Raw genomic sequence first — 6,849 nt, 5'->3', positions numbered from 1 at the left:
CTGAGGTAGGAACTAAACCCAGGACGCTTCAGACCTCCGCGCCCTTCGCGGCAGCGATCTGCACGCCCATGTGCCCCAGGCCGCCCAGGCCTACGACGGCAACCTTTTGACCTTCCTTCACATCCCAGCGCGCCAACGGAGAGTACGTGGTGATACCGGCGCAGAGCAGGGGTGCCGCTATGTCGAAGTCGAGTGCATCGGGGATGTGCAAAACGAAGTCTTGGTTCACCACGATTTTTTCGGCGTAGCCGCCTTGGGTGATGGTGTCATCAACGTCGGTGGAATTATAGGTCCCCACGCCACCATTGAGGCAGTTTTGCTCCATTCCGGCCTGGCACTGCTCGCACTCGCCGCAGGAATTGACCAGGCAGCCCACGCCGACGCGGTCCCCCACCTTGAACTTAGTGACCTCCTCCCCCACAGCGGAGACCACGCCGGCGATCTCATGGCCGACGGTCAACGGAAAGTGCGCCTCGCCCCACTCGTTGCGGATGGTGTGGATATCCGAGTGGCAGATTCCTGCGGCCTTAATGTCGATGACGACGTCATCGGCGCGCGGCTCGCGGCGCTGGATGGTCACGACCTCGAAGGGCTCGTTCGGGCCGGTCTTCTGCAGGGCTTTGGTAGAAATAGTCATGGCGACCACGGTACCCCGCAGCCGCCTGACCTCGCCTAATGGAAATCTCTACCGACTAGGAGAGCTTCTTCGCAATCAGCTTGTTGACCTGTCCCGGGTCAGCCTTACCTTGGGTGGCCTTCATGACCGCGCCCACGATAGCGCCGGTGACCTTCTTGTTGCCGGCCTTGTATTTCTCCACGATGTCCGGGTTAGCGGCCAGGGCATCGTCGACGGCCTTCTCAATCGCGCCGTCATCGCGCACGACCTCGAGCCCGCGCTTGGCGACGACCTCGTCGACGTCCCCCTCACCGGCCAGCACACCGTCGACCGCCTGACGGGCCAGCTTGGTGGTCAGCTTGCCTTCCTTAACCAACTCGACAACGCGAGCAACCTGCGCCGGGGTGATGTCGAGAGCACTCAGCTCAACGCCGGCCTCATTGGCCTTACCAGTCAGGTAAGAAACCCACCAGGAGCGCGCCTCATCCGGGGTGGTTCCGGCTTCCACGGTTTCGATGATGAGATCAAGCGCGCCAGCGTTGACCAGGTCACGCATCTCCTCGTCCTTGAGGCCCCACTCCTCTTGGATACGGGCGCGGCGAATCCACGGCATCTCCGGCAGGGTCTGGCGGATTTCTTCGACCCACTCGCGGGAAACAATCACCGGAGGCAGATCCGGGTCATTGAAGTAGCGGTAGTCCTCCGCGGTCTCCTTCGGGCGGCCCTTCGAGGTGGAGCCATCCGTTTCCTGGTAGTGGCGGGTTTCCTGGATGATCTCGCCACCGTCGACAAGCACCTGCGCCTGGCGCTGCATCTCAAAGCGCACCGCCTGCTCAACCGAGCGCAAGGAGTTGATGTTCTTGGTTTCGGTACGGGTGCCGAACTCCTCCTGGCCCACCGGGCGCAGCGAGACGTTGGAGTCAACGCGCATCGAGCCCTGATCCATGCGGGCATCAGAAACGCCGAGAGCGGCGACGAGCTCACGCAGCGCCGTCACGTAGGCGCGCGCTACCTCGGGAGCACGCTCGCCGGCACCCATAATTGGCTTGGTCACAATCTCAATGAGGGGAATGCCCGCGCGGTTACAATCCACCAGCGAGGAGGTTGCGCCGTGGATACGGCCATCGGCGCCACCCAAGTGGGTGAGCTTGCCGGTGTCCTCCTCCATGTGGGCACGTTCAATCTCTACGCGCCACTCGGTGCCGTCGTCGAGGACGACGTCGAGATAGCCATCATAAGCAATCGGCTCATCGTACTGGGAAATCTGGTAGTTCTTCGGCTGGTCCGGGTAGAAGTAATTCTTGCGGGCAAAGCGCGAAGACTCCGCAATCTTGCAGTTCAGCGCCAGGCCAATCTTGATGGCGCCTTCCACGCCCTTGGAGTTCACCACGGGCAAGGCGCCTGGCAGACCGAGAGACACCGGGTCCACGTTGGAGTTGGGGGCTGCGTTGAAGTTCGTGGGTGAGGTGGAGAACATCTTGGTCTCCGTATTGAGCTCCACGTGAACTTCCATGCCCATAACGGGATCGAACTTTTCAAGGACCTCGTCATAGTCCATCAGGTCATACATCGCAGCAGTCATGCGTGCCATCTTAGTATGTCAGCGCGACACCGTGCGCAACCGCCTAACCCAACAAGGTGATGCCGTGGGTAATGAGAATTTTGGCAATCATCGCCGCCGGATAGACCATGGCATATCCCAAAGAAACTCGCTGGTCAGTATTGGTGCGGTTGTTAACGAAAGCCAACACCGCCGGCTGAGTTTGTGCGCCAGCCATGGCCCCCGCGGTCTTTGTAGCACCAACGTGCAGGAAACGCCGCATCACAAAGGCGAACCCGGTGGCCACCAGCGTGGTGATGATTGCGCCGAGCAGGAGAATTTTCCACCACGAACCACCCGTAAAGGCGCCGGCAATCTCCCCACCCGCATTCGTTCCGGCCTGCGCCAGGAAGAGCAGCAGGCCTAACTCGGAAAGAATCGTGTTGGCCGAGTGCGGCAGTGCGGTGACCGTGTTGCCGATGCGCCCGATGCGCGCCATGATCAGCGCCACGATGAGGACGCCCGCGGCAGCGCCGAGGCTAAAGGAAGAACCTCCCGGTAGAGGGATCTCGAGGTGGCCCACGAAAACCCCGAGAGCCATGCCTAGGCCGAGGGAGACCGGGTTGATATCCGTCAGGCCTTGGGAGGAATCACCGAGAAAAGCAGAAATCTCCCGCAGAGACTTCTTTGAACCGACGACGCGCACGCGGTCCCCCAGCTCTACGATGTGTTCGGGGATTGCGACCTGGTCGTTATCGGCCCGGCGAACACGCGAGATTCGTGCGCCCCAACGATCCGCCAATTGGTTATTCAGCTCCGCGATGGTCAGACCGGCCAAGTTGTGCTCCGACACAGTGATGCGGCGAAAATCTAGCTCGTGGCGGTCATCGTTGAGAATCTGTGGCGACTCACGCCCAGCGTCCTCAATAATGTTGTCGAGGTCCTCGGGGGCGCCGACAAGCGTGACGACATCCCCCGGGTGTAGCACATCAAAAAACTTCGGCAGGACGATCACATTGCTGCCTACTCGGCGTAAACGGGTGACCTGCACTTCCCCATTGCCAATGTCCGCGAGCTCTGCAACGGAGGTCTCGCGCAGAATCTGCATGTGCTGGCGCGTGACGGGTGACAGGGTGTCGTCGTCATTACCGGCGTCGCGAAGCACCAGCACAGTCGCCGCGAGCATACCGATGACGCCAAACAGATAAGACACCGCATAACCCACCGTTGCTGAGCCCGGATCGCCCGTAGCCTCCGAGGCCGCCGCCAAAGCAGGGGTATTTGTCACCGCGCCAGCGAAGGTACCGGCGATAGTGGCACTCGACAACCCAAAGACATAGGTCCCCAGCCCCCAAGCAGCGAGGGCGGCGACGATAAAGACCGCGATCATGGAAAGCACGGGGCCAGTCGCAGTTTTCAGCGACTTGAAGAAGGACACGCCGGAGTTGTTGCCAATGCCAAAGGCAAAGAGCACCAAGCCAAACATACCCAAAATGGGAGGAACGGAAGCTTCGACGCCGACGGCGGAGGCAGCGGCCGAGAAAGCGATGCCCAAGAAGAGCACGGCTGCCGCGCCCAAGCTGATGCCCCGTGTCTTAATACCGCCGAGGGCCATGCCGAGGCCAATCAGCAGGAACACCAAGAGAACCGGCTGATCAGCCAGGAAAGCTAATACGCTTGTCATAATTCCTTTATTAACTAAGGGTGAGCCCTAGTGGTGTTTAACCAAAGAGGGCTTGAGCGTTGGCATAACGCTTGGCAGGAACCACCTTCAGCTTGCCCACGGCCTCCTCGAGCGGCACGAGGTCGATGTTTTCGCCGTGCAAGGCCACGCACATTCCGGACTGTCCATTGTGCGCGGCGCGGGCAGCATGGGTGCCATAACGGGTTGCCAGCACGCGGTCATAGGCAGTTGGCGTACCACCACGCTGGATGTGGCCGAGGACGGTAGTGCGCACGTCGTAGCCGGTGCGCTTCTTGATCTCATCACCGATGACCTGGCCAATTCCGTTGAAGGTCTGGTGACCGAACTGGTCCACGCCGCCTTCTTCGAAGTCCATGGTGCCTTCCTTGGGCAGAGCGCCCTCGGCAACGCAGACGATGCCGTACTTCTCACCCATCTGGAAGCGGCGCTCCATTGCCTTGGTGATATCTGCGATATCGAATGGAACCTCAGGGATCACCGTGTAGTGCGCACCACCAGCCATGCCAGCATGCAGTGCGATCCAACCGACGTGGCGGCCCATGACCTCCACGATGAGGATGCGGTCGTGGGATTCAGCGGTGGTGTGGAGGCGATCGATCGCATCGGTTGCGACGGAGACTGCGGTGTCGAAACCGAAGGTGTAGTCCGTTGCATTGACGTCATTGTCAATTGTCTTCGGCACGCCGACGACTGGAATGCCATTATCAGACAGCCACTTGGCGCCCTTCAGCGTTCCCTCACCGCCAATGGCGATGAGCGCATCGACCTCAGCATCAGCCATGTTGGCTTTGATGGTATCCAACCCAGCCTTGAATTTATCTGGGTGGAGGCGGCCGGTACCAAGGATGGTTCCGCCGCGCAGAAGGATGCGGTCGATCTCAGCGTCGTCATAAAGGTCTCGGCGACGGTCTTCCATGAGACCAACCCAGCCGTCCTCGTAGCCGACGACCGTATCGCCGAACTCGTTGGATGCGGTGCGAACGACCGCGCGGATAACAGCATTCAGACCGGGGCAATCACCACCGGATGTCAGTACAGCAAGACGCATGACATCCAATCTACTCGCTTCCCTATAGGCTCGCAGTTTCCGCTACCGCATGCAGGGTGTCGCGGAAGAAGAGCGAAGCCACACACCCCGCCGATAGCATCGCAACGATGACCACGAGGGAATCCGCGGCCCCCGCTACCTGCATAACCGCGGAAACAGCGGCCACGCCGATGACCGAACCAACCTGCCGAGAAGTGTTATAGACGCCGGATGCCGCGCCCATGAGATCTGCGTCAATATCGCGCATCGTCGTCGCGGCGTTGGAACCCCAGATGAAGGACTGCCCCGCCCCCAGCGCCGCGCAGGGCAGGCACAACCACCAGGCCGACACTTCGGCGTGCATGAGGAACCACAGCGCGAGGAAGGTTGCAATCAGGATGCCGAATCCCGCGACCGCCAGACGCCGTGGGTGCAGCTTATCCGCCAGAATGCCCGCCAAGGGCGACACGCACAGAGAGACCAGCGCCATAGGTGTAACGATGAGCCCAGCATCCCGCGCCGACATGTCCTGCTCGACCTGCAGCCACATCATGATTGGAATCATCATCGACGCCGCCATAAAGCCCATGGACACGATGGCCACTGAACCTGCGGAGTAGTTGTGGTCATTAAACAGCACGAGCGGGACGAGCGCCGCCTTCCCCCGCGATGATTGCAAGCGCACGAAGATGTAGATGCCCACCACACCAGCAAGGAGCAGGGCCCAAATCCACCACGGCCAGCCCGTCTCTGGGCCCTGCTGCACTGCGAACACAAAGCACGTTAACGCGATAAACGACGCCCCCACCGACACAAAGTCAATCTTCCCCGTCGCCGTCGGCAAGGAAGGAACCCACAGACCGGATAAGACGATTGCAGCGACGACGAAAGGTATATGGATCCAAAACACCGCCTGCCACCCGAAGGCGGCGACAACGAAGCCACCCAAGAGCGGTCCGGCAAGCGTGGCCAAAGACCCAACCACTCCCCAAACGCCGAGCGCACGGCCGCGCCGCTCGCGGGCAAAGATACGGTTGATGACGGCCATAGTCTGCGGCATTTGAATCGACGCGCCGAAACCTTGCAGGGCTCTTGCTGCGATAAGAAACTCCACCGAGGGCGCTAGCGCGCACAGCAGCGCGCCGATACCAAAGAGCCCGACGCCCAACTGGAACATGTTCTTCTGACCGTAAATATCGCCGAGGCGGCCGGTAAACAACAGCGGCACGACCACGGCGAGCAGATAGATGGCGGAGACCCACAGCACCTGGTTGACGTCGGCGTTGAACTCGCGGCGGACGTCGGGAAGCGCAACGGCAATCATCGATTGGTCGAGCAACGACATGAAGAAGCCCAGTGACAGCGCGGCCATGGCGAGCCAAGCCTGCTTTTCCGAGGTCGGGGTTGCTGCGAGTTTCATGGAGCGAAGTCTAGCCACAACGCGCTCACACAGCCTAAACTGAGGCACATGGGAATGATTGATATCAAGAAACCGCAGGATGTATCAACGGCGGCGACCGTCACGCTAGGCCTTATCGGCGGGTGGCTCACCGCCCGGGAGACAGGCATTCGCCCGCTTGGCGGCGTGGTGCTTGCCGCCGCTGGCGTCTGGGCGGGCCGCAGCTGGTGGGCGAAAACGAACCCAGCCACTACCGCTGGCTTGGCAGCTCTATACACCGGCGCTTTCGGCCTCTCCCACCCGCTGGCTAAGAAGATGGGCTCCTGGCCGGCCGTGCTGACCGTCACCGCCGCAAGTGCCGGCGCTGCCTACGCGCTTTCCGACGCCCAGTAGATCCCCCACCCACACCCCTTCGCGCTGCCCTTGACGGCCGGAGGGGCGTTTCACGTTTCACAAAAGCGCCGCCACCCACATCCGTTAAGTATCGAATATCTAGGCGAAATGCTCAGCCGCTACCCCCGTTTATAGTAACGACTTGACATGAATTTAGCGCTAACTATGG

5 protein-coding genes and 1 pseudogene are annotated in these 6,849 nt (G+C 60.8%); 1 reads left to right on the top strand and 5 read right to left on the bottom strand.

Features of this window, described 5'->3' with window-relative positions; all coding sequences use genetic code 11:
* Window positions 1-31: 31 nt before the first annotated feature.
* The 5 genes and pseudogenes from HMPREF2996_RS07560 to HMPREF2996_RS07540 form a co-directional block, all read right to left on the bottom strand.
* Window positions 32-637: pseudogene (locus HMPREF2996_RS07560) on the bottom strand (NAD(P)-dependent alcohol dehydrogenase); the annotation flags it as partial.
* A 55-nt stretch (window positions 638-692) separates the two neighbouring features.
* Window positions 693-2,198 carry an Asp-tRNA(Asn)/Glu-tRNA(Gln) amidotransferase subunit GatB gene (gene gatB, locus HMPREF2996_RS07555; RefSeq protein ID WP_070447664.1) on the bottom strand — a complete coding sequence of 502 codons (1,506 nt, stop codon included), beginning with the start codon at window positions 2,196-2,198 and terminating at the stop codon, window positions 693-695.
* Window positions 2,199-2,241: 43 nt separating this feature from the next.
* On the bottom strand, window positions 2,242-3,840 hold the full coding sequence (locus HMPREF2996_RS07550) for an aspartate:alanine exchanger family transporter (RefSeq protein ID WP_070447667.1): 1,599 nt from the start codon (window positions 3,838-3,840) through the stop codon (window positions 2,242-2,244).
* A gap of 37 nt (window positions 3,841-3,877) precedes the next feature.
* On the bottom strand, window positions 3,878-4,909 hold the full coding sequence (locus tag HMPREF2996_RS07545; RefSeq protein WP_070447671.1) for an ATP-dependent 6-phosphofructokinase: 1,032 nt from the start codon (window positions 4,907-4,909) through the stop codon (window positions 3,878-3,880).
* A 22-nt stretch (window positions 4,910-4,931) separates the two neighbouring features.
* Window positions 4,932-6,308 carry an MFS transporter gene (locus tag HMPREF2996_RS07540; RefSeq protein WP_070730834.1) on the bottom strand — a complete coding sequence of 459 codons (1,377 nt, stop codon included), beginning with the start codon at window positions 6,306-6,308 and terminating at the stop codon, window positions 4,932-4,934.
* Window positions 6,309-6,356: 48 nt separating this feature from the next.
* On the opposite strand from HMPREF2996_RS07540, the gene HMPREF2996_RS07535 reads away from it, so the two are divergent.
* On the top strand, window positions 6,357-6,680 hold the full coding sequence (locus HMPREF2996_RS07535; protein ID WP_070447677.1) for a hypothetical protein: 324 nt from the start codon (window positions 6,357-6,359) through the stop codon (window positions 6,678-6,680).
* Window positions 6,681-6,849: the final 169 nt, after the last annotated feature.

It is taken from the genome of Corynebacterium sp. HMSC066C02 (assembly GCF_001814945.1).
Taxonomy (GTDB): domain Bacteria; phylum Actinomycetota; class Actinomycetes; order Mycobacteriales; family Mycobacteriaceae; genus Corynebacterium; species Corynebacterium aurimucosum.
Note: the sequence above shows the minus strand (reverse complement) of the source record. Positions and strands in the feature narration are given on the sequence as shown.